At 73.1% G+C, this 24449-nt stretch carries 26 protein-coding genes and 1 pseudogene; 17 read left to right on the top strand and 10 right to left on the bottom strand.

Translation table 11 applies throughout. From position 1 onward, the window contains the following. Nucleotides 1-110 precede the first annotated feature (110 nt). The 7 genes from nadC to ACH4SE_RS30285 all read left to right on the top strand — a co-directional run bounded on the left by nadC (nt 111) and on the right by ACH4SE_RS30285 (nt 4410). Nucleotides 111-1091: a carboxylating nicotinate-nucleotide diphosphorylase gene (nadC, locus tag ACH4SE_RS30315; protein WP_398546851.1), complete on the top strand. Its 981-nt coding sequence runs from the start codon at nt 111-113 to the stop codon at nt 1089-1091. Between the two features lie 6 nt (nt 1092-1097). Beyond that, nucleotides 1098-1892: a type III pantothenate kinase gene (locus ACH4SE_RS30310; protein WP_398546719.1), complete on the top strand. Its 795-nt coding sequence runs from the start codon at nt 1098-1100 to the stop codon at nt 1890-1892. 106 nt (nt 1893-1998) lie between these two features. Further along, the gene (locus ACH4SE_RS30305) at nt 1999-2631 is read left to right on the top strand and encodes a hypothetical protein (RefSeq protein ID WP_398546718.1); all 633 of its coding nucleotides are present in this window, start codon (nt 1999-2001) and stop codon (nt 2629-2631) included. A 150-nt stretch (nt 2632-2781) separates the two neighbouring features. Further along, nucleotides 2782-2955: a hypothetical protein gene (locus ACH4SE_RS30300; protein WP_398192247.1), complete on the top strand. Its 174-nt coding sequence runs from the start codon at nt 2782-2784 to the stop codon at nt 2953-2955. A gap of 72 nt (nt 2956-3027) precedes the next feature. Next, a complete protein-coding gene (locus tag ACH4SE_RS30295; protein WP_078862728.1) occupies nt 3028-3423 on the top strand; it encodes a BlaI/MecI/CopY family transcriptional regulator in 396 nt (131 codons plus the stop codon). Between the two features lie 9 nt (nt 3424-3432). After that, the gene (locus ACH4SE_RS30290) at nt 3433-3951 is read left to right on the top strand and encodes an amino-acid N-acetyltransferase (RefSeq protein ID WP_398546717.1); all 519 of its coding nucleotides are present in this window, start codon (nt 3433-3435) and stop codon (nt 3949-3951) included. A gap of 120 nt (nt 3952-4071) precedes the next feature. Beyond that, entirely contained in the window at nt 4072-4410 is a 339-nt protein-coding gene (locus ACH4SE_RS30285; RefSeq protein WP_398546716.1) for an Lsr2 family protein, read from the top strand. On the opposite strand, the gene ACH4SE_RS30280 is transcribed toward ACH4SE_RS30285, so the two are convergent. Beyond that, nucleotides 4341-4955 (bottom strand): SCO3374 family protein, encoded by a 615-nt coding sequence (locus ACH4SE_RS30280; RefSeq protein WP_398546715.1) that lies wholly within the window; start codon nt 4953-4955, stop codon nt 4341-4343. The two genes, ACH4SE_RS30285 and ACH4SE_RS30280, sit on opposite strands and share 70 nt — an antisense overlap. A 441-nt stretch (nt 4956-5396) precedes the next feature. On the opposite strand from ACH4SE_RS30280, the gene ACH4SE_RS30275 reads away from it, so the two are divergent. Both ACH4SE_RS30275 and ACH4SE_RS30270 read left to right on the top strand, forming a co-directional pair. Next, the gene (locus ACH4SE_RS30275; protein ID WP_398546714.1) at nt 5397-7907 is read left to right on the top strand and encodes an ATP-dependent Clp protease ATP-binding subunit; all 2511 of its coding nucleotides are present in this window, start codon (nt 5397-5399) and stop codon (nt 7905-7907) included. A gap of 383 nt (nt 7908-8290) precedes the next feature. Next, entirely contained in the window at nt 8291-9004 is a 714-nt protein-coding gene (locus ACH4SE_RS30270) for a M23 family metallopeptidase (protein ID WP_398546713.1), read from the top strand. A 62-nt stretch (nt 9005-9066) separates the two neighbouring features. Here the strand turns inward: ACH4SE_RS30270 and ACH4SE_RS30265 are convergent, their stop codons facing one another. Beyond that, nucleotides 9067-9693, bottom strand: a complete 627-nt coding sequence (locus tag ACH4SE_RS30265; RefSeq protein WP_398546712.1) for a TetR/AcrR family transcriptional regulator — start codon at nt 9691-9693, stop codon at nt 9067-9069. Between the two features lie 207 nt (nt 9694-9900). Here ACH4SE_RS30265 and ACH4SE_RS30260 point away from each other — a divergent pair, with 207 nt between their 5' ends. Then, nucleotides 9901-11517 (top strand): MDR family MFS transporter, encoded by a 1617-nt coding sequence (locus ACH4SE_RS30260; RefSeq protein WP_398546711.1) that lies wholly within the window; start codon nt 9901-9903, stop codon nt 11515-11517. A 64-nt stretch (nt 11518-11581) separates the two neighbouring features. Here ACH4SE_RS30260 and ACH4SE_RS30255 read toward each other — a convergent pair whose 3' ends face one another. Then, on the bottom strand, nt 11582-12298 hold the full coding sequence (locus tag ACH4SE_RS30255) for an SDR family NAD(P)-dependent oxidoreductase (protein ID WP_398546710.1): 717 nt from the start codon (nt 12296-12298) through the stop codon (nt 11582-11584). Between the two features lie 65 nt (nt 12299-12363). Between ACH4SE_RS30255 and ACH4SE_RS30250 the strand changes: the two genes are divergently transcribed. Continuing rightward, nucleotides 12364-13035, top strand: a complete 672-nt coding sequence (locus tag ACH4SE_RS30250) for a MarR family winged helix-turn-helix transcriptional regulator (RefSeq protein WP_398546709.1) — start codon at nt 12364-12366, stop codon at nt 13033-13035. Between the two features lie 3 nt (nt 13036-13038). Here ACH4SE_RS30250 and ACH4SE_RS30245 read toward each other — a convergent pair whose 3' ends face one another. Continuing rightward, entirely contained in the window at nt 13039-13812 is a 774-nt protein-coding gene (locus ACH4SE_RS30245; RefSeq protein ID WP_398546708.1) for an alpha/beta fold hydrolase, read from the bottom strand. 104 nt (nt 13813-13916) lie between these two features. Between ACH4SE_RS30245 and ACH4SE_RS30240 the strand changes: the two genes are divergently transcribed. Further along, complete coding sequence (locus ACH4SE_RS30240) at nt 13917-14456, top strand: PadR family transcriptional regulator (RefSeq protein ID WP_398546707.1); 540 nt, start codon at nt 13917-13919, stop codon at nt 14454-14456. A gap of 139 nt (nt 14457-14595) precedes the next feature. On the opposite strand, the gene ACH4SE_RS30235 is transcribed toward ACH4SE_RS30240, so the two are convergent. Next, nucleotides 14596-15153 carry a winged helix-turn-helix transcriptional regulator gene (locus ACH4SE_RS30235; RefSeq protein WP_398546706.1) on the bottom strand — a complete coding sequence of 186 codons (558 nt, stop codon included), beginning with the start codon at nt 15151-15153 and terminating at the stop codon, nt 14596-14598. 85 nt (nt 15154-15238) lie between these two features. Between ACH4SE_RS30235 and ACH4SE_RS30230 the strand changes: the two genes are divergently transcribed. Then, on the top strand, nt 15239-16429 hold the full coding sequence (locus tag ACH4SE_RS30230) for an MFS transporter (protein ID WP_398546705.1): 1191 nt from the start codon (nt 15239-15241) through the stop codon (nt 16427-16429). Between the two features lie 154 nt (nt 16430-16583). Here the strand turns inward: ACH4SE_RS30230 and ACH4SE_RS30225 are convergent, their stop codons facing one another. Both ACH4SE_RS30225 and ACH4SE_RS30220 read right to left on the bottom strand, forming a co-directional pair. After that, a complete protein-coding gene (locus tag ACH4SE_RS30225) occupies nt 16584-16943 on the bottom strand; it encodes a hypothetical protein (protein WP_398546704.1) in 360 nt (119 codons plus the stop codon). Nucleotides 16944-16945: 2 nt separating this feature from the next. Continuing rightward, nucleotides 16946-18304, bottom strand: a complete 1359-nt coding sequence (locus tag ACH4SE_RS30220) for a transcriptional regulator (RefSeq protein ID WP_398546703.1) — start codon at nt 18302-18304, stop codon at nt 16946-16948. A gap of 359 nt (nt 18305-18663) precedes the next feature. On the opposite strand from ACH4SE_RS30220, the pseudogene ACH4SE_RS30215 reads away from it, so the two are divergent. The 3 genes and pseudogenes from ACH4SE_RS30215 to ACH4SE_RS30205 all read left to right on the top strand — a co-directional run. Beyond that, nucleotides 18664-19260 (top strand): annotated as a pseudogene (locus tag ACH4SE_RS30215) (ATP-binding protein); the annotation flags it as partial. Beyond that, nucleotides 19257-20207 (top strand): radical SAM/SPASM domain-containing protein, encoded by a 951-nt coding sequence (locus tag ACH4SE_RS30210; protein ID WP_398546702.1) that lies wholly within the window; start codon nt 19257-19259, stop codon nt 20205-20207. The pseudogene ACH4SE_RS30215 and the gene ACH4SE_RS30210, both read left to right, overlap by 4 nt. A gap of 32 nt (nt 20208-20239) precedes the next feature. Further along, complete coding sequence (locus tag ACH4SE_RS30205; RefSeq protein ID WP_398546701.1) at nt 20240-20638, top strand: hypothetical protein; 399 nt, start codon at nt 20240-20242, stop codon at nt 20636-20638. Here the strand turns inward: ACH4SE_RS30205 and ACH4SE_RS30200 are convergent. Next, nucleotides 20590-21126 carry an NUDIX domain-containing protein gene (locus ACH4SE_RS30200; RefSeq protein WP_398546700.1) on the bottom strand — a complete coding sequence of 179 codons (537 nt, stop codon included), beginning with the start codon at nt 21124-21126 and terminating at the stop codon, nt 20590-20592. The two genes, ACH4SE_RS30205 and ACH4SE_RS30200, sit on opposite strands and share 49 nt — an antisense overlap. Nucleotides 21127-21216: 90 nt before the next feature. Between ACH4SE_RS30200 and ACH4SE_RS30195 the strand changes: the two genes are divergently transcribed. Continuing rightward, nucleotides 21217-22143: a zinc-binding dehydrogenase gene (locus ACH4SE_RS30195; protein ID WP_398546699.1), complete on the top strand. Its 927-nt coding sequence runs from the start codon at nt 21217-21219 to the stop codon at nt 22141-22143. 300 nt (nt 22144-22443) lie between these two features. On the opposite strand, the gene ACH4SE_RS30190 is transcribed toward ACH4SE_RS30195, so the two are convergent. Continuing rightward, on the bottom strand, nt 22444-23658 hold the full coding sequence (locus ACH4SE_RS30190; RefSeq protein WP_398546850.1) for a sensor histidine kinase: 1215 nt from the start codon (nt 23656-23658) through the stop codon (nt 22444-22446). Nucleotides 23659-23753: 95 nt separating this feature from the next. After that, nucleotides 23754-24449, bottom strand: a complete 696-nt coding sequence (gene cseB / locus ACH4SE_RS30185) for a two-component system response regulator CseB (protein ID WP_398546698.1) — start codon at nt 24447-24449, stop codon at nt 23754-23756.

Genomic DNA, 24449 nt, shown 5'->3' with positions numbered 1-24449 from the left:
CCGCACCCGCCGCCACCGCCCGTACCACCCGCCGCGCGCCCGCGGCACCCGCACCGCCCGCCGAAGGAGCACCAGTGACCAGCCCCGACCGCCAGCCCGTCGCCCTCCCGCTGCCGACGATCGGCCCGCCGCAGGAAGCCGGCGGCGGCTGCGGGGACGGCTGCGGCTGCGGCTCCGCCGACTACGGCCTGGACCCGCTGGAGTGCGGCCTCGACCCGGATCTCGCCGAGCTGATCGCCGAGTCCGGGCTCGACCCGGTGCAGGTCGAGGACATCGCGCACATGGCGATCGAGGAGGACCTCGACCAGGGCGTCGACATCACCACGGTCGCGACCATCCCGGAGGAGTCCTTCGCGGTCGGCGACTTCACCGCCCGCGAGCCCGGCGTCGTCGCGGGGCTGCGGGTCGCCGAGGCGGTGCTGTCGGTGGTGTGCACCGACGAGTTCGAGGTCGAGCGGCACGTCGAGGACGGCGACCGGGTCGCGGCGGGCGACCGGCTGCTGACGGTGCGCACCCGCACCCGCGACCTGCTCACCGCCGAGCGCAGCGCCCTCAACCTGCTGTGCCGGCTGTCCGGCATCGCCACCGCCACCCGCGCCTGGGCCGACGTCCTGGAGGGCACGAAGGCGCAGGTCCGCGACACCCGCAAGACCACGCCGGGGCTGCGGGCGCTGGAGAAGTACGCGGTGCGCTGCGGCGGCGGCGTCAACCACCGCATGTCGCTCTCCGACGCGGCCCTCGTCAAGGACAACCACGTGGTCGCCGCGGGCGGTGTCGCGCAGGCCTTCCGGCTCGTCCGGGAGGAGTTCCCCGACGTGCCGATCGAGGTCGAGGTCGACACCCTGCACCAGGTGCGCGAGGTGCTCGACGCGGGCGCCGACCTCATCCTGCTGGACAACTTCACCCCGGCCGAGACCGCCGAGGCCGTCGCGATCGTCGGCGGCCGCGCCTTCCTGGAGTCCTCCGGACGGCTCACCCTGGAGACCGCCCGCGACTACGCCGAGACGGGCGTGAACTTCCTGGCCGTGGGCGCGCTCACGCACTCCGCGAAGATCCTGGACATCGGCCTGGACCTGCGAGCGGAAAGCTGACGGCGGATGCTGCTCACGATCGACGTCGGCAACACCCACACCGTCCTCGGGCTCTTCGACGGCGAGGAGATCGTCGAGCACTGGCGCATCTCCACCGACGCCCGCCGCACCGCCGACGAGCTGGCCGTGCTGCTCCAGGGCCTCATGGGCATGCACCCGCTGCTCGGCGACCTCGGTGACGGCATCGACGGCATCGCCATCTGCTCCACGGTGCCGTCGGTGCTGCACGAGCTGCGCGAGGTCACCCGCCGCTACTACGGCGACGTGCCCGCCGTCCTCGTCGAACCGGGCGTCAAGACGGGCGTGCCCATCCTCGTCGACCACCCCAAGGAGGTCGGCTCGGACCGCATCATCAACTCCCTCGCGGCCGTCCACCTCTACGGCGGCCCCTGCATCGTCGTCGACTTCGGCACCGCCACGACCTTCGACGCGGTGTCCTCCCGGGGGGAGTACGTGGGCGGCGCGATCGCCCCCGGTATCGAGATCTCCGTCGACGCCCTCGGCGTGCGCGGCGCCCAGCTGCGCAAGATCGAGCTGGCCAGGCCGCGCAGCGTCATCGGCAAGAACACGATCGAGGCGATGCAGTCCGGGATCCTCTACGGCTTCGCCGGCCAGGCGGACGGCATCGCCGAGCGCATGGCCCGCGAGCTCGCCGCCGATCCCGACGACGTGACCGTCATCGCCACGGGCGGGCTCGCGCCGCTGGTGCTGAGCGAGGCGTCGATCATCGACACGCACGAGCCGTGGCTCACCCTCATCGGCCTCCGCCTGGTGTACGAGCGCAACGTCCCCACCGCGTAGCGGCTCCTGCCCGCCGTTTCCCCCCGGGCCGCGGGCGCGGCCGGGGCGACGCACCCGGCGGCGGAGGGTGCGGGGAATTTGTCCGCTTAGCACTTAAAGTCCAGGCATGCCCACCCCTCACGGCACCCGCGGGGGCCTCGCCTTCAGTGCGGACGAGGTCCGCACCCTGCGCCGCGCCCTCGCGGAGAGCCGGAGCGCGGAGTGCGCCGCGCTCGCCGCGGCCGTGGCGGACGCGGCGGGCGAGGCCGCGGCACTGCGCGCGTTCCTGCGCGCCGAGCTGCGGCGCTACCGCGAGGCGCTGCCCGGCGCGGCCGCCGGGTACATGGAGCGGCTCGCCGCGGCCGTGGGCGACGGGCACCTGCCGGGTCCCGAGGACCTGAGCGCGCTGCGCAGGCTGCGCGCCCAGGCGCCGGCGGGCCCGGAGCACGAGCGGCGCACCGCCCTGCTGCGCCGCTGCGAGAACCTGGCAGTCAACGACGACGTACGACAGCGTCTGGAGGCCCATATGCCCGCGCCGCGCCGCCTGCTCACCCTCCCCGGTCCGTCCGCCGCCGACCAGCCGAAGCCCGCCCCGAAGCCGGGGCCCGGCGCGCCCCGCCCCGCCTCCCCGCAGCCGCCCGCGCCCGAGCCCGGCCGCCGCACGCCCACGCCCGCCGAGATCTGGCCGCCCCGCCCCTCCCGCCCGGAGCCCCCGGCGAAGGACGCCGCCGCCGTGGTGGGCCCGCGCTCGGCGCTCTGACCGCTCCGCCCCGCGCCGCGCCCGGCTTTCCCCGGGGATTGGCCCCGCGTTCACCGCGCGGCGTGCGGCGCGGCGCCCTTTTCCGGCACCCTCCGGCGGTTCGGCACACCCGTATGCGGGGCGCGGAGGAGGCGTGGCTACTCTGGCGGTATGGACTACGTTTCCGCGATCGTGCCCCCGCTGGTGATGGCGATCCTCTTCACGTGTGTGATCGTCACGATCGTCAAGCACCAGGGTGGCGCCCAGGCCAGGGAGGACGCGGCGGTCGACGCGGCCTTCTCGCGCGCCGAGGCCGCCCGCCAGGCCGCTGACGAGGACCGCTGACCCACCGCGGGCAGACCCCTGACGGGTCCGCATTCCGGGCATTCGGCCATACCAGCGCTTAGTATTCCGAGTGTGCCCCGGCCATTGGGAGACCTCGAAGACGCGGTCATGACCCGGGTGTGGGAGTGGAACCGTCCGGTCACTGTTCGTGAGGTTCTTGAGGACCTTGCGCGCGACCGTACGATCGCCTACACCACGGTGATGACCGTAATGGACAACCTGCGCCAGAAGGGCTGGCTGCGCAGGGAGGCCGATGGGCGTGCTTATCGCTATGAGGCGGTATCGACGAGAGCGGCATACTCGGCCGCACTGATGAACGAGGCATGGTCGGCGAGCGACAACCCGGCCGAGGCCCTGGTCCACTTCTTCGGCATGATGTCCCCGGAACAGCGCGAAGCGGTGCGGGACGCAATGCGCATCATCCAGTCCGTCGACCCCTCCGGCCCGCCGGATGCGGAAGGGCGATAGCGTCCGTGCATGCCCCTCGTGTCGAATGACGTGACCATCCGCCGTGCCCGCACCTCGGATGTCCCCGCCGTGCGGCGGTTGCTGGACGTGTATGTGCGCGACGGCATCCTGCTGGACAAGGCGACCGTGACCCTATTCGAGGACATCCAGGAGTTCTGGGTCGCTGAACGCGACGAGGACGCCTCCGTGGTGGCGTGCGGCGCGCTGCACGTCATGTGGGAGGACCTGGCCGAGGTCAGGACGCTGGCCGTGGACCCGGCGCTGCGCGGTGCGGGGGTGGGCCACCAGTTGCTGGTGAAGTTGCTGCAGACCGCGCGCTGGCTGGGAGTCCGCCGCATTTTCTGCCTCACGTTCGAAGTGGACTTCTTCGCCAAGCACGGCTTCCGGGAGACCGGGGACACCCCCGTGGACGGCGATGTGTTCGGCGAGCTGCTCCGTTCCAAAGACGAGGGCGTCGCCGAGTTCCTGGACCTGGAGCGGGTGAAACCGAACACCTTGGGCAACAGCCGCATGCTGCTGCAACTGTGACGTTCCGGTTTGTCCGGATCGCACTGTCTCGGGCACCCGTCTTCGTGCAAGGGGTTTGTGTTTTCCCGGGAAAGGCGCTTTGCTTTTACTGTTAATCCGTTTTCGATGAAAGGGAAGCCGGTGGCACAGAAGGTTCAGGTCCTTCTCGTTGACGACCTCGACGGCGGTGAGGCAGACGAGACCGTGACGTTCGCACTCGACGGTGTGACGTACGAGATCGACCTCACCACGGCGAATGCCGACAAGCTGCGCGGGCTGCTCAACCCGTACACGGACAGTGGCCGCCGCACCGGGGGCCGTGCCGGACGGGGGCGTACCAAGGCGGCGCGCGGGGCGGGCACCTCGGGGCCCGACACCGCGAAGATCCGCGCGTGGGCGAAGGAGAAGGGCTACGAGGTCAACGACCGCGGCCGGGTCCCGGCCACGATCCGCGAGGCGTACGAGAAGGCCCACGGCTGATCCTGCGCACGCGCCCGGAGCGCGATCCGGTGGCAGGCCGTCGCCGCGGCGGCGACGAGGGCCGGAAGGCCGATGGGCACCCCCGATCCATCGGCCCCGCCGGTCCGGCCGGTGACATGCAGCGCGGGCACCGTGGCCTCGACGTCGGCGCCCGGCCGAGGGGGCCGCAGCCACACCGGTGCCGTCCGGTCGTATGCGGCCTCCCGGCGGCCCCACTCGGGGTGCGCCGGCGCCCGCATCAGCCGGCCCGAGCCGAGCGCGGACAGATCCAGCGGGATACCGCCCCAGTCCAGCCATTCCAGCAGGCCGGGCAGCTCCTCCGCGGAGCCCGCCGCGACCAGCAGCCGCACCCTGCGCCCGTCGAGCGCGACGGGCCCGAGCGCGCCGGGCCGCGGGAAGCGCCCCAGCAGTGCGTACCCCGCCTCCGCGGGGACGTCCAGCGCGTCGAAGCGCACGCCGGTGACCAGCCCCGGCGCGGGGGGCGCCCCGGAGGGCCCGGGCATCCCGGCCACCGGCCAGCCCAGCTCATCCTCGTACCAGCCCATGCCCAAGCAACTGCCGGCGCCCGGTGTGGTTACGCGGAGTGCGGGTGCGAACACATGGAGTACGGGTCCGGCGGGGCGGGACGGCGGCGTGAAGTGTTCGTCCGGGCGCAAGACTGTTCGCCCTTAGCGCACACCTGACCAACATCCGGTGTGGAGTGCCGGTCGCGCAGGGTAAGAAGTACCTAGTGGGAAGGGATGGTGCCGCGACAGGCGGGGCAGGCGTTCGCCACGGGCGTATTAGAGAAAGAGGTATTCGCCTGGCCTGCGGGAACATCGTCTCGCACCATCGAGGTTGTGGGAGTGACGTCAGCCGGTAGCGCAGCTTTCCCCGTCGCAGCGGGGGTCGATACGTGAGCGGCGCCGCTGTGCGGGACTAGCATGCGGAAGGACAGGGAGGGGACCGACCCCTCACTGCCCTACCGCTCTGAGGAGCGATTAACGATGTTCGAGAGGTTCACCGACCGCGCGCGGCGGGTTGTCGTCCTGGCTCAGGAAGAAGCCCGGATGCTCAACCACAACTACATCGGCACCGAGCACATCCTCCTGGGCCTGATCCACGAGGGTGAGGGTGTCGCCGCTAAGGCCCTGGAGAGCCTCGGGATTTCTCTTGAGGCGGTCCGCCAGCAGGTGGAGGAGATCATCGGGCAGGGGCAGCAGGCCCCGTCCGGCCACATCCCCTTCACTCCTCGGGCCAAGAAGGTCCTGGAGCTGTCGCTCCGCGAGGCTCTTCAGCTGGGTCACAACTACATCGGCACCGAGCACATCCTGCTCGGCCTGATCCGCGAGGGCGAGGGCGTCGCCGCCCAGGTCCTGGTGAAGCTGGGCGCCGATCTGAACCGGGTGCGGCAGCAGGTCATCCAGCTGCTCTCCGGTTACTCCACGGGCAAGGAGTCGGCCACGGCCGGCGGGCCGGCCGAGGGCACCCCCTCGACGTCGCTCGTCCTGGACCAGTTCGGCCGCAACCTGACCCAGGCCGCAAGGGAGACAAAGCTCGACCCGGTCATCGGGCGCGAGAAGGAAATCGAGCGGGTCATGCAGGTGCTGTCCCGCCGCACGAAGAACAACCCGGTGCTCATCGGCGAGCCCGGTGTCGGCAAGACCGCGGTCGTCGAGGGCCTCGCCCAGGCGATCGTCAAGGGCGAGGTCCCGGAGACGCTGAAGGACAAGCAGCTCTACACGCTGGACCTGGGCGCCCTGGTCGCCGGCTCCCGTTACCGCGGTGACTTCGAGGAGCGCCTGAAGAAGGTGCTCAAGGAGATCCGCACCCGCGGCGACATCATCCTGTTCATCGACGAGCTGCACACGCTGGTCGGCGCCGGCGCGGCCGAGGGCGCGATCGACGCGGCCTCGATCCTCAAGCCGATGCTGGCCCGCGGCGAGCTGCAGACGATCGGTGCCACCACGCTCGACGAGTACCGCAAGTACCTGGAGAAGGACGCGGCCCTGGAGCGCCGCTTCCAGCCCATCCAGGTCGCGGAGCCGTCGCTGCCGCACACCATCGAGATCCTCAAGGGCCTGCGCGACCGGTACGAGGCGCACCACCGCGTGTCGATCACCGACGAGGCCCTGGTCGCGGCCGCCACCCTGGCCGACCGCTACATCTCGGACCGCTTCCTGCCGGACAAGGCGATCGACCTGATCGACGAGGCCGGCTCCCGGATGCGCATCCGCCGCATGACCGCGCCGCCGGACCTGCGCGAGTTCGACGAGAAGATCGCCGAGGTGCGCCGGGAGAAGGAGTCCGCGATCGACTCGCAGGACTTCGAGAAGGCCGCGTCCCTGCGGGACAACGAGAAGCAGCTGCTCGCCGCGAAGGCCAAGCGGGAGAAGGAGTGGAAGGCCGGCGACATGGACGTCGTCGCCGAGGTCGACGGCGACCTGATCGCCGAGGTCCTCGCCACCGCCACCGGCATCCCGGTCTTCAAGCTGACCGAGGAGGAGTCCTCCCGGCTGCTGCACATGGAGGACGAGCTGCACAAGCGGATCATCGGCCAGAAGGACGCCGTCAAGGCGCTCTCGAAGGCGATCCGCCGCACCCGCGCGGGGCTCAAGGACCCGAAGCGCCCCGGTGGCTCGTTCATCTTCGCCGGCCCGTCCGGTGTCGGTAAGACCGAGCTGTCCAAGGCGCTCGCCGAGTTCCTGTTCGGCGACGAGGACGCGCTGATCTCCCTCGACATGTCGGAGTTCAGCGAGAAGCACACCGTCTCGCGGCTGTTCGGCTCCCCGCCCGGATACGTCGGCTACGAGGAGGGCGGCCAGCTCACCGAGAAGGTGCGCCGCAAGCCGTTCTCCGTGGTCCTCTTCGACGAGGTCGAGAAGGCGCACCCGGACATCTTCAACAGCCTGCTGCAGATCCTGGAGGACGGCCGCCTGACCGACTCCCAGGGCCGGGTCGTCGACTTCAAGAACACGGTGATCATCATGACCACCAACCTCGGCACCCGCGACATCTCCAAGGGCTTCAACCTGGGCTTCGCCGCCCAGGGCGACACGAAGACCGGCTACGAGCGGATGAAGAACAAGGTCAGCGACGAGCTCAAGCAGCACTTCCGCCCCGAGTTCCTCAACCGTGTGGACGACATCATCGTCTTCCCGCAGCTCAGCCAGGAGGACATCCTGCAGATCGTCGACCTGATGATCAGCGCGGTGGACGAGCGGCTGCGCGACCGCGACATGGGCATCGAGCTCAGCCTGGAGGCCAAGGAGCTGCTCTCCAAGCGCGGCTACGACCCCGTGATGGGCGCCCGGCCGCTGCGCCGGACGATCCAGCGGGAGATCGAGGACGCGCTGTCGGAGAAGATCCTCTTCGGCGACCTGCGCCCCGGCCACATCGTGGTCGTGGAGGTCGAGGGCGAGGGTGAGGCGGCGACGTTCACCTTCCGCGGCGAGGAGAAGGTGACGGTGGCCGACGCCCCGCCCGTCGAGACGCCGAACCTGTCCAAGGAGGGCTAGCCCTCCGGCCCCTGCGGGGGTCCAGCCCCGGGTCCGGGACCACGCGGTGGTCCCGGACCCGGGGCTTTTCGCGCGCCCGGAATGGGCCGGGGAGAGCACCCGGAATGCGCCCGGAATGGGCCCCGGAGAGCGCCCGGAGAGCGCCGGGACAACGCCCGGCAAAGGGGCCCCGCGGTGAGGTGACGCACGTGACGCGGATTACGTACGAAAGGGATTAGTAGACGGCGCCCCAAGGGCTCGCGGGAGCATGCGGGTATTTGTCCGTTTTACGACGCTCGGTAGGAGGTGAGGTGTTTGCCCTGCCGGTCCGGCGCGGGTTACCAAGGTGGAGCACGGGCTGACCCCGGCTCGTCGCAACCCCCACCCCGTGAGGATTTTCCTGCATGCGTAAGAACTCGACGATGAAGAACCGCGCTGCCGCCACCGCGACCCGTGGCCGCGTGGCCGTGGTGACCGGCGGGCTGCTCGCGGCGCTCGCGCTGGGCTCGACCGCAGCGTTCGCCGCCGGCGGCGCGCACGAGGCGGCGCCGGCCCCGGCCGCCGCGAGCGCCACCTCTGCCGCGGACGTCCTGCAGAAGCAGGCGACGGCGCAGAAGGACGCCGCCGCCCAGGCGAAGGCCAAGGCGAAGGCCGAGGCCGAGGCCAAGCAGCGCGCGGCCGAGAAGGCCGCCGCCGACCGCGAGAAGCGGATCGCCGGCTGGATGACGCCGACCGAGAAGTACACGATCGGCGCGGGCTTCGCCAAGGCCGGCCCGCACTGGTCGCACAAGCACTCCGGCCAGGACTTCGTCGTGCCGTCCGGCACCTCCGTCCGGGCCGCGCACACCGGCACCGTCGTGACGGCGGGCTGGGGCGGCGCGTACGGCAACAACATCGTGATCAAGCACGGTGCGCACCTGTACACCCAGTACGGCCACCTGTCGAAGATCGGCGTGCACGTGGGCGAGCGGGTCATCACCGGCGAGGAGATCGGCAAGTCCGGCTCCACCGGCAACTCGACCGGCCCGCACCTGCACTTCGAGGTCCGTACGACCCCGGTCTACGGTTCCGGCGTCGAGCCGCTGCACTTCCTGCGGACGCACGGCGTGAACGTCTGATCCGGGACGACACCGGCGGCGTGACGAACGCCTGCACGTGAGTCAACCGGGCGCGGGGCGGGTCAACCCGTAGGGGGGTCACCCGTCTCCGCCTGGGCGACGAGATCGAGGGCGACCTCGAGGATGGCCGCGCGCTTCTCCTCGGGGTCGCCCTCGACGTTCTGCATCACGAACATCCCCGCGTGCATCGAGAACAGCGCGGTGACGCTGCGCACCTGCGCGGGCAGCGGCGCCGCCGGGTCCTTGAGCACGCCGCCCAGCGCGGACATGCTGCTCCTCATCCGCTCGCCGATGTTCAGGTCCCGGACGGTGGCCTGGTTCTCCTGGACGAAGCGGAAGAAGTCCGCGGCCTTCCACAGGATGTCGCTGTAGCGGCGCAGCAGCTCCTGCTTGGTCGCCAGCGTGCGCGGCTCCCCCTCGGCCCAGGTCACGAGGTCCTCGACGGGTGTCGTGAGGTCCTCGGCGATGCTGGTGATGATGTCTTCCTTGGTCTTGAAGTGGTAGTAGAGCGCCGCCTTCGTGACGTCGAGGCGTTCGGCGATCTCCCGCAGGGAGGTCTTCTCGTACCCCTGCTCGGCGAACAGCTCCAGCGCGATCTGCTGGATACGGCCCCGGGTGTCGCCCCGCCGCTGGTGCGCGGGGGCGTGCGTGGGCGCGGGGGCGTGCTGCTCCTGCTGCGGTGTGCCCATGGGGACCGTCGCTCTCCTGCTGTGTGACCCTCCGCCGGGAGGAGGGGGCTCGCAAGCCCTCACGGTAGGGCCTCGCCGCGAGGCCTCGCACTTACTTGACGCCCGGCTAGTTAGCACCGTACCGTGCTCGTACGACAATGTGCTAGCCGGGCGGCAAGTAAGTACCGCTGAACCACCGCCCTCGTCACGGGGGAGAAACCACCGGTCATGTCCCAGACCGAATCCGCCACACCCTCCGCATCCGGGCCGCTGCCCGCAGGTGCCGGAGCGGACGGCAAGGAGAGCGGGCCCCGCCAGCGCAGCGTGCGCGTGGTGATGGCCGGCCTGCTGATCGCGATGCTGCTGGCGATGCTCGACAACATGATTGTCGGCACCGCGATGCCGACGATCGTCGGCGAGCTCGGCGGCCTCAACCACCTCTCGTGGGTCGTCACGGCCTACACCCTGGCCACGGCCGCCTCCACGCCCATCTGGGGCAAGCTCGGCGACATGTACGGCCGCAAGGGCATCTTCCTGACCTCGATCGTGCTCTTCCTGATCGGCTCGGCCGCCTCCGGCGCCGCCCAGTCGATGGACCAGCTCATCGCCTTCCGGGCCTTCCAGGGCCTGGGCGCGGGCGGTCTGATGGTGGGCGTCATGGCCGTCATCGGCGAGCTCATCCCGCCGCGGGAGCGCGGCAAGTACCAGGGCATGATCGCCGGCGTCATGGCCATCGCCATGATCGGCGGCCCGCTCGTCGGCGGCTCCATCACCGACAACTGGGGATGGCGCTGGAGCTTCTACATCAACCTGCCGATCGGCGCGGTCGCGCTCGCCGTCGTCACGACGGTGCTGCACCTGCCCAAGAAGCGCAGCGAGGGCCGGATCGACTACCTCGGCGGCGCGCTGCTGACGGTCTCCATCACCTCGCTGGTGCTGCTGACCACCTGGGGCGGCACCCAGTACGCCTGGGGCTCCGTGCAGATCATCGGCCTGCTCGTGGTCGGCCTCGCGACCCTCGCGGCCTTCATCGTGTCCCAGACCCGCGCCCCCGAGCCGATCATGCCGCTGCGGATCTTCCGCAACGCGAACTTCTCGCTCGTCTCCGTCATCGGCTTCCTCGTCGGCTTCACGATGTTCGGCGCGATGACCTTCCTGCCGCTCTACCAGCAGACCGTGCAGGGCGCGTCCGCGACCAACTCCGGCCTGCTGCTGCTGCCGATGCTGCTCGCGATGATGGTCGTCTCGATGGTCGCCGGCCGCGTCACGACGGCGACCGGCCGCTACAAGATCTTCCCGATCGTCGGCGGCGCGCTCATCACCGTCGGCCTGTGGCTGCTGTCCACGATGGACGTCCACACCACGCGCTTCACCTCCGGCCTCTTCATGGCCGTGCTCGGCGCGGGCATGGGCTTCATCATGCAGATCACCATGCTGATCGCGCAGAACAGCGTGGAGATGCGGGACATCGGCGTCGGCTCGTCGTCCGCGACCCTGTTCCGCACGATCGGCGGCTCCTTCGGCGTCTCCCTGTTCGGCGCGCTCTTCTCGCACAAGGTGCAGCACTCCATGGAGTCCGCGCCGGGCGGGGCCGCCGCGATGAAGGGCGGGGCGCAGCTGGACCCGGCGACGATCGCGCGGTTCCCCGCGGGCCTGAAGGACGCGTACTTCCACGCGGTGTCGTCGGGTACGCACGTGGTCTTCCTGTGGGGCGCGATCGTGAGCGTCTTCGGCTTCCTGGCCGCCTGGTTCCTGGTCGAGACGCCGCTGCGCGGCGCGCCGGGCGCCAAGCCGAAGGCCGCCTCCGAGCCGGAGGACGAGCCGCTGCTCGCCGACGCGCTCTGAGTCCTGGACGGGGAGCCCCCGTCCGCCCCTCCCGGGCGGGCGGGGGCTCCGCGCTGCCCGGGGCCTACCGGGTGGTGAAGGCGCCGCCGTTGACGTGCAGGGTCTGGCCGGTGATGTGCCGGGCACCGGGGGAGGCCAGGAAGAAGGCCGTCTGCGCGATGTCGTCGACCGTGCCGGGCCGCTTGTCGTGCGTCTCCTCGACGAGGGCGCGGTGCCGCTCGTCGGTCATCCCGCCGCGGAAGAAGCCGGTGCCGGCCACGTAGCCGGCCGAGATGACGTTGCAGGTCACGCCGCTGGGCGCCAGCTCGTGGGAGAGGGCGGCGTTCCAGGCCGCGAGCGCCGCCTTGGCCGCCCCGTACGAGCCGCCGCGCCTCTCGGCGCCGATCGAGCCGATGCTGATGACGGAGCTCTCCCCGCTGAGCCGGGGCCGCACGGCGGTGGTGGTCAGGACGGCGGTGAGCAGGTTCTGCGCGAGGCTGTCCTGCCACTGGGCGAGGACGCCGTGCAGACCCGCGTCGCCTCCGGCGGGGGTCGAGGGCAGGCCGCCGGCCGCGTTGACCAGGACGTCCACGGTGTCGATCCGCCCGGCGAGCGCGGCGACCTGCTCCGGGTCGGCGGCGTCGCACACCGCGCCGTCCACGCCCAGCTCGCCGGCGGCCCGGGCGACGGTGTCCTGGTGCCGCCCGGTGAGGATCACACGGGCCCTGTCCGCGGCGAAGAGCGCGGCGACCGCGCGGCCGATACCGCTGGTGCCGCCGGTGACGAGGACGGTGCGGGTCAAGGGGGCCTCCCTGGTCCGATGCTACGTTTAGACCTAAACGTAGCGGACGGACGGAGAGGACGGGCATGGAGGACGACGCGGCGGGGGCCGGGACGCCCGCTTCCGGGGCCGCGGCGGCCGGGGAGCCGCGGGACCGCGCGGCCGGCCGGCCGGATCCCGCCGCTTCCGCCGCCGGGACGGAGCGCGGGGCGGTCCCGCCCGTGGGAAGCGGCCCGGGCGCATCCGGCTCCGCGCGGACGGCCGCCGGGATCGCCGCGGCCTGGCGGCGCGAGCGGCCGGGCGCGCCCACGGACTCCATCGAGATCGTCACGCCCCTCTGGTGGCTGGCCAAGCTCTTCGCGGACGACCGGGCCCGCGTCCTGCGCGCCGCGGGCATCGACGCGGCGACCCTCGACCTGCTGTCCGTCATCCGCCGCGCGGGCCCGCCGTACGTCCTCGGCACCCGCGAGATCGCCCGCCGGACGCTGGTCACCGCCGGCGCGGTCTCGCAGCGGGTGGCCCGCGCCGAGCGCGAGGGCCTCGTACGCCGTGCGCCCGGGGCCGGACCGCGGTCGGTGGAGGTCGCGCTGACACCCGCCGGGCACGCCCTCGTCGAACGGTCCGTCGACGCGGTGCTGGGCCGGGAGGCGAGCCTCGTCCAGGGGCTGACCCCGCAGGAGCGCACGCAGCTCATCACCCTGCTGGACACGCTCATGGCCGACGTCCGGCGGCGCACGGCCCCTTCCGCCGGGGGCTGAGCGTCAGGCCGCGATGGCGCGGGCGTAGGCGGCCGGGTTGTCGAACATGATGCAGTGCCCGGCCTCGGGGACGCTGACCACCTCCACGCCCGCGGCCTCCAGACCCGGGCGGCCCACCCACTCCTCACCGGACCGCTCGCCCACCAGGTAGGTCCGCGGGATGTCCGTCAGTGACTCCAGCATGGTGCGCATCGTCGGTTCCGTGCCGCGGACCAGGGCGGTGGCCGTGCGGTGCAGCGCGAGCGGGTCGGAGGTCCGCATGGTGGCCGCCCACAGCCAGCCGACCCGTTCCAGGGTGGCCGCGAAGCCGCCGCCGTGCACGAACTCCTCCTCCGTCCACTGCGCGATCGCGCTGCTGTCCTGCGTGGGCTCCGGCGGTGCCGGGTCGAGGTTCGCCTCGGCGAGCACCAGCCGGGACACCAGCTCCGGCCTGCGGTACGCGAGCACGATCGCGACCGCCCCGCCCATGCTGTGCCCGACGACCTCCGCGCCCCGCACGCCCGCCGCGTCCAGCACGCAGGCGAGCGCGTCCGCGTGCTCCTCCAGGGAGTACCCGAAGTCGGCGGGACGGTCGCTGAGCCCGAAGCCGGGCAGGTCGACGAAGAGGGTGCGCCGCCCGGCGAGCAGCGGGTCGGCGGTGAGGTGCGCGGTGTACGCCCCCGAGGCCGCGCCCAGCCCGTGCACGTGGACGCGCACGGGCCCGTCCCACTCCCGCTGCCCCTCGGCCTCCGTCCACCGGATGTGGGCGCCGCCGGTGCCGAAAGGTGTCTGCCGCATGATCCTGCTCCTTCGCTCGCGTGTTCGGCCAGACGATACATCGTGCCCGAGGTATGTCGCCACCGAAACACCCCGGCGTCCGCCCGATGGGCGAGAATGGCCCGATGCTGGAACTCGCGATCCTCGGCTTCCTCTACGAGGAGCCGCTGCACGGCTACGACCTGCGCCGTCGGATCGCCGCGCTGAGCGGCCACGTCAAGCCGGTGGCGGAGGGCACCCTCTACCCGGCGATCAAGCGGCTGGAGCGGGCGGGCCTGCTGAGCCGCGACCCCCAGCCCGGCGCGGCCGCCGCACCCCGCCACGTCCTGAGCCTCACCGCTGAGGGCCGCGCCGATCTCCACCGCCGCCTCGCGGACCCCCCGGAGGCCGACATCACCAACGAGAACCGCTGGTTCACCGTCCTGGCCTTCCTCCGCCACCTGCCCGACCCCGCCGCCCAGGCCGCCGTCCTCCGCCGCCGCCTGGCCTTCCTCGAAACCCCGTCGAGCTTCTTCCACGACGCCTCGGGCCCCCGGCGCGCCGAGGACATGCCCGACCCCTTCCGCCGCGGCGTCCTCCTCATCGCCCGCGCGACGACCAGGGCGGAGCTGGCGTGGCTCCACGAGACGCTGGCGTCCCTGGACGCGGAGGCGTCCGCCGGATGACCGGTGGCCCGCACCCGTCGTGACGGCGACGGGCGCGCGTGCCCGCACCCCGCCGCAGGCCCCGGTCCCGGGGGCGGCGGGCGGGCCGGGGCCCGCGCGGGAGGGCTCCGCGGCCGCGGGTGACACGTGCCCGGCGCGGCTACGAACCCGCTGCCTCCTGGGCGGCCGGAGGCCTGCGCACGCGGGTGGTGCCGGCGTCCAGGCGGGTGCCGTCGGCGGCGGCCGGGATGCAGACGGGCACGGGCGTGCCGTGGGCGTCGACGAGGGTGGAGCGGGGTTCGCCGGGGGTGAAGGCGTGGTGCTCGCCCCACTGGCGCAGGGTGAGGATGACGGGGAAGAGGGCGTGGCCCGCGTCGGTGAGGACGTACTCCCGGCGGCGGCCGGTCGGCGCCGTGCGCTGCGCCAGGAGCCCGTGGGCGGTGAGCTTGCGGAGGCGGTCCGCGAGGATGTTGCGGGCGATGCCGGTGCGGCGCTGGAACTCGGTGAACGCCCGCGCCCCGTCCATCGCGTCGCGGATCACCAGCAGACTCCACCGGTCGCCGACCAGGTCGAGGGTGCGGGCGACGGGGCACTCGGGGTCGGTCCAGCCGGCCTCCGGCCGGCCGTCCGCGGGGCCGTCGCCGTCCTGCGGGACGGCCGCGGGTCCGCCCGTGCCGCGCCCGGCCGGGCCGGTGGCGCGCGCGGCGCTGTCTGGCATGGCACCTCCCACATGAGTTGCGAATCGAAACCAGTATGCCGTACGGTCCCCATCGGTTTCGATTTGCTACCGATGGGGGGCGCGGATGACCGCACGACTGCGGCTGCTGCTGGCGACCGTGTGCGGGGTCGCCGTGGCGAGCGTGTACGCAGCGCAGCCGGTGCTGGGGACGATGGGGCGCGACCTGGGCGTGCCGGCCGGCCTCACCGGCTGGATCGTCGCCGCCGGCCAGCTCGGCTACCTGGCCGGCCTCGTGCTGCTGGTCCCGCTCGGGGACACCGCCGACCGGCGCCGCCTCATCGCCGTGCACCTGGCGGCCACCGCCGCGGGCCTGGCCCTCACGGCCGCGGCGCCGGCGGCGTGGGCGGCGTTCACCGGGCTCGCGGCGGCCGGGGCGTTCGCGGTCGTGGTGCAGACCACCGTCGCCTACGCGGCGTCCGTCTCACCCCCGGCCGAACGCGGCCGGACCATCGGCGTCGTGACCTCCGGCGTGGTCGTCGGCATCCTGGGCGCGCGCGTCGTCACGGGCGCGCTCGCCGAGGCGTGGGGCTGGCGGAGCGTCTACGGCGTGCTCGCCGTGCTCGCGCTGGGCCTCGCGGTCCTCGTCCTCCGCCGGCTGCCCCCGGACGACAGGGGTGTGCGGCCCGTGGGCTACGGGCGGGCACTCGCCCGCCTCGGCGAACTGTTCACGCAGCGCCTGTTCCTGACCCGCGGGCTCGTCGCCTTCTTCCTCTTCGCGTCCTTCGGCACCCTGTGGAGCGGGCTGTCGCTGCCGCTGGCGGCCGCGCCCTGGCACCTGGGCGAGAGCCGGATCGGCCTGTTCGGCGTCCTCGGCCTCGCGGGCGCGCTCGGCGCGGCGCGTGCGGGGCGGTGGGCCGACGCCGGGCGCGCGGCACCGGTCACCGGGCTCGCGCTGGCCCTGCTCGTCGCCTCGTGGGCCGCGATCGGGCGGCTGCCGCGGTCGCTGTGGCTGCTCGGCGCCGGGATCGTGCTGCTCGACTTCGCGGTGCAGGCCGTGCACGTGAGCAGCCAGCACCTGCTCACGGCCGCGCACCCGGACCGCCTCAGCGGCGTCATCGGCGGCTACATTGTCTTCTACTCGCTGGGCTCCGCCCTCGGCGCCGCCGCCACCACCGCCGTCTACGGCGCCCGCGGCTGGGAGGGATCCAGCCTGCTCGGGGCCGGTTTCGCGGCCTGCGCGCTGGCCGTCTGGGCGGCCGACCGGGCGCGTCGGTCTCAGCCGCGGGCCGTGAGGGGCGGCGGTGCGGCAGGGTAGGACGGCAGGCACGCGGCCTTCGCGCGCGGCGCCGCCGGCGGGTCCGGCGTGCCCGAGGTGGCCGTGAACCTGCCACGGACCTTCTCCCGCACGGGTCGGCGGCAGATTCCGGGTGGACGCCGACCGTCGGCCCGGTGCGGCCGGACGTCGAGCGTCATCCCCGCGCTTCGAGTGCCTCGAAGATGTCCGCGTCCGTCTCCCGCTGCCAGTCGGGGAGTTCGGCCCAGTCGGCGACATACCCCGGCTTCGGGTCCGGGATGAGCCGGTGGATCTGCGCGATCCAGCAGGTGGCGACGAACCGCCCCTTCTGCTCCCGGGTGAGCTTTTCGGCGTGCCCCTCGCTGACGTCGAGAAACGCCTCGACCTGCCCCTCGACAGCGGCCGCCGCCTCCCGCTCCCACGCGGGCGTGTCCTCCCAGGGCGTGACGTACCCGGGCTTCGGCTCCCCCGGGTGGCGCTTGCGGACGCCGGCGATCCAGGCATCACGGAACCGGCGGCCGGGTTCGTTCGTCACGATCAGGCTCCCAAGGTGATGAGGCGATCGCGGAGTTCGGTGACCCGCGAGTCGGAAAGGAAGGGTGCGAGGTGGGGTTGCAGGCCGTGCAGTCTACGGACGATGTAGCCCGAACCTGTACGTTGCGCAAGGTCCGCAGCGTCCGAGCCGTAAGTGACCAGCCGGTCGATGTCCCTGCGGCGTGCGCCGATGACGGCGAGGTCGGAGAGTACGGCGCCGCGGCGACGAGGAGAGAGCGAGTCCTGAAGAGCCTCGCACAAGGCGTGCTCCGCCAGGTCGAGCCGGCCGAGGGACATGTACGCGGCGCCGCGTTCCTCGGCGAGTCGGTCGCCGGTGAAGCGCAGCCAGCCGCCGGGCGCGGCGGTGGCAGTTGCCTGCACGGCAGTCGCTTCGTCCAGGGCCCGGCCACACCCGTCCGCGTCGCCCAGCCCCGCTAGCACTTGCGCCCGTACGGAGGCGACCCAGTGCCGGGTGGGGAGCTGGCTGTCCCCGTTGCGAGCAAGGACCTCCGCGGCGTCCAGAAGCGGCAAAGCGTCGCCGTATCGGCGTGAGTAGATACTCACGAAGGAGTGGCGGACCAGTCCACATGCCCAGAGGTCCCGATTCCGCGCCTCTTTGCTCGCGTCGCCAGCAAGGGCGTAGCAGTGGGCTGCCTCGGTGTAGCGGTTGGCGTCGAACCACACCTCGCCCGCCAACTGCGCGACGTTGCCGAGCATGTCGCACAGGGTGCGGCGTTCCTCCTCCGAGCGTGCGTCTCGCAATGCCGAAGTGAGGCCGGAGACGTGGTCGCGTACGACGGGGTAGATCGCTTGCTTGGCAGGTGCCAGGCTGTAGACGCTCCAAAGGTGTGCGTTGAGGGCGCCGTACTCTCGGAAGTCGTCGGTGTCGACCGTGTCCAAGGCAGTCGTTTCCCCGGCGGGAGCGCCGGGGATGGACACGCTCGCGACGCTGGCGAGGCGTAGGAACTCACGGCGAATCATGTCCTCCAGGGTGCATGAATCAGGCTCCTTTACGAACACGGGTGCGGTGTGAGTTCCAGGACGGTCGCCCGCGTCGACAGGGCGCGGCGGTCGTGAAGCGGGATGCTCTCCCCCGGCGCTGACCGAGTCCAGGCGAACGGCGAAGCCTAGCTCGGCCAGCGACCGGCCGGTCATTTCATGGAGGACGCGGGCGTAGACCGGGCGCGGGGTGGTCACCTCGCCGCGTTCCCAGGCGGCGATCAGGCGGCTAGTGCAGCCGGTGTTCTCGCTCAGGGCAGCGGCCGTGGCGTTGACCAGCCGGGCGAACTCGTCGCGGCTCATGCGGAATTCCCGTTCCCGCACCCCGCGGATGACGGTATTGGGCCTGGCGTCTGCGGTCATTGCGCCTCCGGCGCTACAGCACGTGGACGTTCCGAACGTAGCCGGTGGAGAGCTGCTTCGGGTGCGGCATTCCCGTACGGGGTGAATCCGAAGCGCGAATTACATGCTTCTTACATTCCGGTGGCCGCGCGCTCGCCGGGGCCCCTCGGGTTCTCTCGACGGAGAGAACCCGGGACCCGGGTTCGTGACGGAACGGAGAACGCCCATGACCACCGCCAGGACCCCCGCCGTCCCCGCCCCGCGCGGGCGCCCGGACGTACGGGTACGGCACCGGATGGCGTTCGGTATCGGCCCCGGCCTCGGGGACGTCGGGCGGGCCCGGCGGCAGGCGGAGGAGTGGCTGGGCGGGCTGGGGCTCGGGCAGCGCGGACGGTGTCGTGACGGTGCTCGGCGAACTGGCCGGCAACGCGCTGCGGCACGCGCCGGGCGGGGGAGCCGAGGCCGTCCTCGGGGTGGGCGGCGGGCGGGTTGTCGTCGAGGTCCGGGACGGGTCCCCCGCGCCGCCCGTGCTCCGTACGGACGCGGACCCGTACGCCGAGACGGGCCGCGGGCTCTCGCTGGTGGCCGCCTTCGCCGCCGACTGGGGCTGGACGCCGGGGCCGCGCGGCAAGACCACCTGGGCCGTACTGGCCGCCCCGGGCGGCCCCGCGCACGTACCGCTCCCTGTCTGCGGCGAGTGCCGCGTGCTGGGCGGCGGGACCGACCTGCGATGCGCGCTCCAGGCGCACACCTCGGGCTCCCACCAGGCGCACGCCGTGCACCTCGACGGTGTCGACACCGGTGCGATGTGGGCACGTTGGGAGATGCCCGACGACCGCGTCACCCTCGAAACGCTCCCCGACTGCCCCGCGGTCGATCCCGCCGAACCGGACGACGCGTGCTGCGCGTACGAAGGGCACCCCGGCGCGCACAGCTACCAGCTCACCGACCCTGGCGACCGTAGGAGCCGGGCATGAGGGCACTTCCGTTGCGGCCGGTCTTCGCGTGGCTGGAGATCACCGGCTTCTGCAACCTCGCCTGCCGCCACTGCTACGCCAACTCCTCCCCGCAGGGCACGCACGGGGTGATGAGCTCCGCCGAATGGCTGCGCGTGATCGACGAGTTGACCGCGATGGGCGTCCGCGACGTCCAGTTCATCGGCGGTGAGCCGACGCTGCATCCGGACCTGCCGCGCTTCGTGCGCTACGCACTCGGGAAGGCGATGCGCGTCGAGGTCTTCAGCAACCTCACCCACATCCGGCCCGAGGTGTGGGACGTGCTGCGACTGCCCGGCGTGCGGCTCGCGTTCAGCTACTACAGCGATCAGGACGCCGACCACGACGACGTCACGGAAGTGCAGGGTGCGCACGCACGGACCCGGGCCAACGTCGAGAAGGCGCGCGAACTCGGCGTCGCACTGCGCGGCAGCGTCATCGACGTGCTGCAAGGGCAGCGAGCCGGGAACGCCGAGCGGGATCTGCTCCAGCTCGGCATCCGCGACGTGCGTACGGACCGGGTCCGGCCTTTCGGGCGGGGCGCGGGCGGCGCGTACCCGGCTGTGCGGCGGCTGTGCGGCATGTGCGGTCGCGCGAAGTTCGCCGTCTCGCCGGACGGCGATGTGTGGCCTTGCGTCTTCGCACGCTGGATGAACCTCGGCAACGTCCGCGAGCAGAGCCTCCAATCCATCTACGACGGCATCGCCATGCGCGCGGCGCGGGCCGAACTCGAAGCCGCCTTCCCCGACAGCGCGGTGCGCACGAGCCCGACGTGTCTGCCCGAGTGCAACCCGGCGTTCGACACGTGCAGCCCGCAGACCGTCTGCGCGCCGGACGCGGCGTGCGAACCGACCGGCGAGAGTGCGCGGCTGTCGCCGCGCCGGTCCGTGCGCTACCACAACCCCGGCGTCTCGGGCACGGGGTGCTGACGGGCCGGGTGGCGGCGCCCTAGCGTGGCCGCATGTTCGAAGACTCTCCTGCTCTGTACCTGGCGCGGCGCGACGCCTACGCCGCCTTTCTGGCAGCCGCCGATGCCGAGGCGCATGTCGCGTGGTTCCGCGGGGACGGGCGGTACGCCGACGAGGCCGCCGCCGTCGCGGCCGTGGACCGGGCCTACGCGGCGACGCGCGGCGCCTTCGCACCGATCGAGGTCGAGGGCCTCGGCCCCGCCCCGGAGGGCCGCGGCCTGCTGGACGGGCTGGCTGCGCTGCACAGGGACGGCGGCGCGCGTCCGGACTGGAAGGCGTTCAAGGCCGCCCGTGAGGGCTTCGTGGCAGCGGCCCGTGCGGCGCTCCAGGGGTTTCGGAACGGTCAGTCCCAGCCGCGGAGCGTGACGGAGGGCGGCGCGGACGCCAGGTAGGACGACAGGGCCGTGGAGGAGGAAGGGACGAAGGGGGTGGGGAGGGCGGTCACGGGGGTCCAGACGACGGCGGAGTGCTTGGTGGGCTCGCGGTTCTCCGCCGTGCCGGACCACGTGGTGGCCGAGAAGACGACGCTCATGTAGCCGTTGGGGGCCTCGACACCCCACGCACCGTGGATGACGTGGGCGAGGCGCAGGGACTCGCCGGCCACCACCAGGCCCGTCTCCTCGTGGAGTTCGCGGACGGCGGTGGCCGTGACGGGCTCGCCGGGATCGGACTTGCCGCTGGGGAGGTCCCAGTGGCCCGGCGCGAACTTCGCGTGGTCGCCGCGGCGGAGGAGCAGGACGCGGCCGGTCGCCCGGTCGTGGACGACGACGGACGCGGCGAGCAGGGTCATCGCGGAGAGCGCGGGCGGGAGCGGGGTGGGGCGGGTGTCGGTCACGGGGCCTCCGGAGGGGATGCGGGCACTGCTCCCTTGATAGCCCATGGCTATGACAGCGGGTATTGGACCGCTGCGAGAGGCCACCCGACGATGGCGGTGAGGCGGGGAGGGCCCCGCCACGGCCCGGGGAGAGTCATGCGCGCGGTGGTGTACGACGGTGAGGGCGTCACGCTGGGGACGGCGCCGCAGCCGGTGCCGGGGGACGGGCAGGCGCTCGTCGACGTCCGGGCGGTGTCCCTCAACTTCACGGATGTCGCCCACCTGGACCCGGCGACCCCGCCCGGCACCGTACTGGGCCTGGACGCCGCGGGGGTGGTGCGGCAGGCCGCCGCGGACGGCTCGGGGCCCGAGGCCGGCGCCCGCGTCGTGACGTTCGGGTGGGGGCGCGGCGCCTGGGCCGAGACGCGCGCCGCGGACACCCGGCACCTCGCCGTCCTCCCGGAGGGTGTCGGCTTCGCGGAGGCCGCCGCGCTGCCGGCCGCGGGGGTGACGGCGCTGCGCGCGCTGCGGCAGCTCGGGCCCGTGGCCGGGCGGCGGGTGCTGGTGACGGGGGCGTCCGGTGGCGTCGGGCGTTTCGCCGTCCAGCTGGCCGCGCTCGCGGGCGCGTACGTGGTGGCCGCCGTGGGCAGCCCGGAACGCGGTGCGGGTCTGCGGACGTTGGGCGCGCGGGAGGTCGTCACCGGCCTCGCGGACGTCTCCGCGCCCTTCCACGGCGTGCTGGAGAACGTCGGGGGCCCGCTTCTCGGCGAGGCCTTCGCCCTGCTGGAGCCCGGCGGCAGCCTCCAGAGCATCGGTGCGGCCTCGGGCCGGCCCTCCACCCTGGACCTGGAGGCGGCGCGGCGTGCGGGCGGCGCCAGACGTCTGGAGGTCTTCGCGGTCGGCACCCCGGACGCCCCCTTCGGCCCCGACCTCGCCCATCTCGCCGCCCTGGTGGCGGAAGGCCGCCTCGACCCCCAGATCGGCTGGCGCGGCCCCTGGGAGCGCGTCCGGGAGGCCGCCGGTGCCCTGCGCGAGCGCCGCGTCGCGGGCAAGGCGGTGCTGGAGGTGACGGCGGCGGGGTGACGGCCCCCGTCCGCCGGGCGACCGGCGGGAGCCCGTACGCCCGCGGCATGTTCTCCCTGCCGGCGGGCACCCGCGGCCTGTACCTGCGAGGGCGGCTCCGGCGCAGCCCGACGGCGGCAGGACCCGGCCCCGGCTCGGCGACCTCCGCACCGGCCTGAACGGCCCGCACGAGGGCACGTCCTCCCCCTACGACGGGCCCGGCCACCTCGCCCGTATCTGCGTGGGCGACATGCTCCACCGCCAACTCCTGCTCCTGCGGCGACGGCCACTGATCCACCCGCGCCTCGCACGCGCCGGGCGTCAGCGCGGCAGCAGCAGTTGCGCCACCGCCCCGCCGCCGGACGAGGGCGGGGCGTTGCGGAAGGTGAGGCGGGCGCCGAGGACGCGGGCCTGCCCGGTGGCTATCGTCAGGCCGAGGCCGTGGCCGCCGGAGCGGTCGGTGGAGCCGGTGCGGAAGCGGCTGGGGCCGTCGCGGAGCAGGTCGGCGGGGAAGCCGGGGCCGTGGTCGCGGACACGGACGAAGGGGCCGTCGACCAGCACGTCGACGGGCGCCGCGCCGTGCCGCGCGGCGTTCACGAGCAGGTTGCCCAGGACGCGTTCGAGCCGCCGCGGGTCGGTCTGCACGACCGCGTCCGCCACCACCGTGACCCGCGCCCCGGGCGCCAGCACCGGCACCCGGTGGCGGACGAACTCGCCCAGCGCGACATCCTGCAGATCGGCCCGCTCGGCGGCGCCGTCCAGCCGGGCGACCTCCAGCACGTCCTCGACGAGCGTGCGCAGCGCGTGCACCCGGTCGCGTACCAGCTCCGACGGCCGCCCCGCCGGGAGGAGTTCGGCGGCGGTCACCAACCCCGTGAGGGGCGTGCGCAGTTCGTGCGCGATGTCGGCGGTCACCCGCCGCTCGGCCTCCAGCCGCCGCTGCAGCGCGTCGGCCATCGCGTCGACGGCGCGCGCGAGTTCGCCGGTCTCGTCCCGCCCGCCGCCGATGGCCTCGCGCACCCGCACGCCGGTGTCGCCGTCGGCGGCCCTGCGGGCCGCGAGCGCCGCCCGCCGCAGCCGCCGCGACATGCGGCCGCCGACGAACACGCCGATCGCCGTCCCGCACAGCACGACCGCCACCGAGCCGATGACGAGCGTGCGGTCGAGGTCGGTGAGCACCGAGTACCGGTCGGTGATGCCGGTCCTGAGGGACAGCACCCGGCCGTTCCCGGCGGGCGTCGCCGCCCACACCCGCAGGCCCCGACGGGTCCGCTGGACGTACGTGGCGCGCTGGCCGTCGTCCGCGTACGTACGCAGCTCCGGCGGCAGGCCGGGGTCGTCGATCGCGGCGTAGAAGACGAGCCGTCCCGTCGTCTCGTAGATCCGCAGCGCCGACTGGACGCGCTCGTCCTGCACGTCGCGGGCGTTGTTGATCATGCTGACCCGGGCCGCGTTGTGCACGACCAGGCTCAGGGCGACCACGACCAGCGCCGAGACCAGGGCGATGGCCGCGCTCAGCTTCCACCGCAGTGTCATCCCCGGCAGCCGGCGCCGCACCCGGCGGGCCAGCGCCCGGCAGCGGCGCACCAGGCGTACGGCGGGGGAGCGGCGCGGCGGCACGGCGGGGCGCCTCAGGCCCGCAGCTTGTAGCCGAAGCCGCGCACGGTCTCGATCCGGTCCTGCCCGACCTTCGCCCGCAGCCGCTGCACGTGCACGTCGACGACGCGTGTGTCGCCGCCCCACTCGTAGTCCCACACCCGCGCGAGCAGCCGGTCCCGCGAGAGCACGGTGCCGGGCGCGGCCGCGAATTCCAGCAGCAGCCGCAGCTCGGTCGGTGTCAGGGCGATGCGCTCGCCCTCGCGTGTGACCTCCAGGCCCTCCGGGTCGATCGCGATGTCGCCGAAGGACAGCAGCGAGCCCGGCTCCGGGGCCGGGTCGCCGGTGGCGGTGGCGCGGAAGCGGCGCAGCACCGCGCGGATCCGGGCGACGAGCACGGCACCGTCGAAGGGCTTGGTCACGTAGTCGTCGGCGCCTGCCTCCAGGCCCAGGACGATGTCGATGGCGTCGGCCCGCGCGGACACCATGATGATCGGCACGGTCGACTCGTCCCGGATCTGCCGGCACAGGCTGACCCCGTCCAGGCCGGGCAGCATGACGTCGAGCAGCGCGAGGTCCGGGCGCCGGGCGCGGAAGGCGTCGAGGCCCGCGAGCCCGTCGGGCGCGGCCGTGACCTGGAAGCCGTCACGCTCCAGGGCGAGCGTGGTGGCCTCGCGGATGACGTCGTCGTCCTCGACGAAGAGGACGTGCGGGCCGTTCGGGTACAGCAT

The sequence above is a fragment of the Streptomyces sp. NPDC020983 genome (genome assembly GCF_044333485.1).
In the GTDB taxonomy this organism is placed as follows: domain Bacteria; phylum Actinomycetota; class Actinomycetes; order Streptomycetales; family Streptomycetaceae; genus Actinacidiphila.
Note: the sequence above shows the minus strand (reverse complement) of the source record. Positions and strands in the feature narration are given on the sequence as shown.

Bases quoted from the DNA above. Each gene is read 5' to 3' on its own strand.
- ACH4SE_RS30270 (WP_398546713.1), top strand. From the start codon at position 8,291: ATGCGTAAGAACTCGACGATGAAGAACCGCGCTGCCGCCACCGCGACC.
- ACH4SE_RS30200 (WP_398546700.1), bottom strand. From the start codon at position 21,126: ATGGGCTATCAAGGGAGCAGTGCCCGCATCCCCTCCGGAGGCCCCGTG.
- ACH4SE_RS30195 (WP_398546699.1), top strand. From the start codon at position 21,217: ATGCGCGCGGTGGTGTACGACGGTGAGGGCGTCACGCTGGGGACGGCG.
- ACH4SE_RS30205 (WP_398546701.1), top strand. From the start codon at position 20,240: ATGTTCGAAGACTCTCCTGCTCTGTACCTGGCGCGGCGCGACGCCTAC.
- ACH4SE_RS30230 (WP_398546705.1), top strand. From the start codon at position 15,239: ATGACCGCACGACTGCGGCTGCTGCTGGCGACCGTGTGCGGGGTCGCC.
- ACH4SE_RS30265 (WP_398546712.1), bottom strand. From the start codon at position 9,693: ATGGGCACACCGCAGCAGGAGCAGCACGCCCCCGCGCCCACGCACGCC.
- ACH4SE_RS30235 (WP_398546706.1), bottom strand. From the start codon at position 15,153: ATGCCAGACAGCGCCGCGCGCGCCACCGGCCCGGCCGGGCGCGGCACG.
- ACH4SE_RS30275 (WP_398546714.1), top strand. From the start codon at position 5,397: ATGTTCGAGAGGTTCACCGACCGCGCGCGGCGGGTTGTCGTCCTGGCT.
- ACH4SE_RS30250 (WP_398546709.1), top strand. From the start codon at position 12,364: ATGGAGGACGACGCGGCGGGGGCCGGGACGCCCGCTTCCGGGGCCGCG.
- ACH4SE_RS30240 (WP_398546707.1), top strand. From the start codon at position 13,917: ATGCTGGAACTCGCGATCCTCGGCTTCCTCTACGAGGAGCCGCTGCAC.
- ACH4SE_RS30310 (WP_398546719.1), top strand. From the start codon at position 1,098: ATGCTGCTCACGATCGACGTCGGCAACACCCACACCGTCCTCGGGCTC.
- ACH4SE_RS30280 (WP_398546715.1), bottom strand. From the start codon at position 4,955: ATGGGCTGGTACGAGGATGAGCTGGGCTGGCCGGTGGCCGGGATGCCC.
- ACH4SE_RS30260 (WP_398546711.1), top strand. From the start codon at position 9,901: ATGTCCCAGACCGAATCCGCCACACCCTCCGCATCCGGGCCGCTGCCC.
- ACH4SE_RS30245 (WP_398546708.1), bottom strand. From the start codon at position 13,812: ATGCGGCAGACACCTTTCGGCACCGGCGGCGCCCACATCCGGTGGACG.
- ACH4SE_RS30210 (WP_398546702.1), top strand. From the start codon at position 19,257: ATGAGGGCACTTCCGTTGCGGCCGGTCTTCGCGTGGCTGGAGATCACC.
- cseB (WP_398546698.1), bottom strand. From the start codon at position 24,449: ATGCTGTACCCGAACGGCCCGCACGTCCTCTTCGTCGAGGACGACGAC.
- ACH4SE_RS30220 (WP_398546703.1), bottom strand. From the start codon at position 18,304: ATGACCGCAGACGCCAGGCCCAATACCGTCATCCGCGGGGTGCGGGAA.
- ACH4SE_RS30305 (WP_398546718.1), top strand. From the start codon at position 1,999: ATGCCCACCCCTCACGGCACCCGCGGGGGCCTCGCCTTCAGTGCGGAC.
- ACH4SE_RS30300 (WP_398192247.1), top strand. From the start codon at position 2,782: ATGGACTACGTTTCCGCGATCGTGCCCCCGCTGGTGATGGCGATCCTC.
- ACH4SE_RS30290 (WP_398546717.1), top strand. From the start codon at position 3,433: ATGCCCCTCGTGTCGAATGACGTGACCATCCGCCGTGCCCGCACCTCG.
- ACH4SE_RS30190 (WP_398546850.1), bottom strand. From the start codon at position 23,658: ATGACACTGCGGTGGAAGCTGAGCGCGGCCATCGCCCTGGTCTCGGCG.